Below are 2,114 nucleotides of genomic sequence, written 5' to 3' on the forward strand. Positions count from 1 at the left end.
TAACGCCTGCTTAAGCGGATAAAAATAGTTGGCTATAATTGTGGAGCGAAGCGGAACGTAGCCAACTGTTTTTATTCCGTTTAAAGCTCTTGTTATATGCTCGCGATCAGTTTAAAAACTCTGATAATACAAGTACATAACGAAATGGAATAATAACGCAAACCAACAACATTTAAAGCCATTTAAGTATTAACTTTGAACTCCGCAGGAAACACTCTCCGATAGTTACTTAAAACTAATAATTAAACAGTTTACGAACGTATGAAACACCCTTTGAGATTACAAATCAGCAATTCAAAAACTAGCTGACGAAATGGAAAAATCACTAAGTCAGCAAACCAAAATACCGCGATTTTCAGATTGATGAAATACAAGATAGCCAAACAAAGTGACAGCACAATCAAGGCAACTTTTAAGCTTATGTATTTTAGGAAAACCTACGAAAACAGCATGGTAAAACAGTGATCAAAGCGTATATGAAAAACTAAAACATAACCTAAAAGGTAGCGACATATAACGCCTTAATAAGCGGATAAAAATGGTTGGTTAAAATCGCGAAGCGATGACCAACTGTTTTTATTCCGTTTAATTAACTTGTTAGGTTTAAGCCCACAACAGCGGGCGTAAACCTATTAATTATTGTTAATTCTAGTAACCCGCTGACTGATGAATTTGCTATAAAAACTGAACAAATCAGTTAATGAGTAACTAGCTAATACTTTGAATTTTAAAGTTAAACGCTGAACTAAGCTACAACATAAAATTGATTTAAACGTAACTTGTGAATCAATGCAGAAATTGGGATAGAAAACTCATAAATCCATTTTCACAAACAGAGTGCCAATCTAACACGATGGAAAAATCACTCTGTAATTAAACGATGTAAGCAACATTAAAATTTCAGATTCTCAAGTAAACCTAACGCCGCATTAAGCGGACAAAAATAGTGGGTTAAAATGTGTAGCGAAGCGAAACGTAACCCACTGTTTTTGTTCCGTTTAAATGCCTTGTTATATGATCGCGTTCAGTTTTAAGATCTAAATCTATGAGTAAAACTTAACTTCATTATTAGCTACAAATACACCTGAAGAAATTGGAACTCCTACTTTAATTAGTGCATTAAATAATATTTCTAACCTTTCTTTATTTAGCGAAACATCAATATCAGATGCTAATAACTTTAAAAATGACGATGATTCATGCCTTCTATTATGCACATTAAACATATGCTCTATTGAAGATAAAAAATACTTATAGTCTAATGTCATGAGCTCATTCTTTATTTCATTAACAGATTTCGTTGTTAGGTCGTCAATTTTTTCAACAGCTATATCTTCTAAAAGCATGTCATTCCATAATTCAAAAAGCATACATATTGGTAAACATTCTGTATTTTGTGGAGATACTTCAAAAAGTGCAGAATCTTTATAAAATAATTTAATTGAAATTAGTTCTCCATACTCTTCATGCTTAGCACCTAAACTTTCATCTCCTGCTGAGCTATAGATGCTTTCAATTCTAACTCCTGCAGGAATTATATGCATTGTGGCATTTAATTTTGTAAAGAAAATTGAATTATTCATATCCTTATATTTTTCGATTCTACAGTTATTTTTAATTAAATAATCAGTATGAAATAGCATCCAATACCCATTAAGTTTTAATGCGATATATAACTCATAGCCTAATTCATTAGCAAATGATCTTCTTTTTTCTAAATTATTTTTAGATACTTTAAATTTATTATCTCTAGTGCTTTTTACTTCAACCATTATTTTTTCATCATTTTTAAAATGAATAATAAAATCGCTTTGATAAGATTCATCGGTTAATTTTGAAGTAGTTTCATCTATAGAAATAATATGTTTACAGTTATTAAAAAAATGTAGGATTAGTGCAAACTCATCTTCTACCTTTAGTCCTGGTAATCGATGTTCTAAATTTGTATTTTCAAGGTTTAATTCTTTTTTCAACAAGCATCTTGTCTCCTCCGTTAAGTATGATTCTACTTGATGGAATGCTTTTAATTTCTCGATATCACTAGACATACTCTTCCTTTAAAAAATCTTATTGAAATTAAATTGCGACAAAGAACACCGTCAGTAAGCGACATA

1 protein-coding gene is annotated in these 2,114 nt (G+C 30.7%); it reads right to left on the minus strand.

Going from position 1 to position 2,114, the window contains the following annotated elements:
• Nucleotides 1-1,043: 1,043 nt before the first annotated feature.
• Entirely contained in the window at nt 1,044-2,048 is a 1,005-nt protein-coding gene (locus CXF74_RS21145; protein ID WP_101084590.1) for a hypothetical protein, read from the minus strand.
• Between the last annotated feature and the right edge of the window lie 66 nt (nt 2,049-2,114).

The sequence above is a fragment of the Psychromonas sp. Urea-02u-13 genome (genome assembly GCF_002835995.1).
Lineage (GTDB): Bacteria > Pseudomonadota > Gammaproteobacteria > Enterobacterales > Psychromonadaceae > Psychromonas.

Excerpts from the sequence above, each read along its gene's own strand:
- CXF74_RS21145 (WP_101084590.1), bottom strand. The coding sequence starts at position 2,048 with ATGTCTAGTGATATCGAGAAATTAAAAGCATTCCATCAAGTAGAATCA.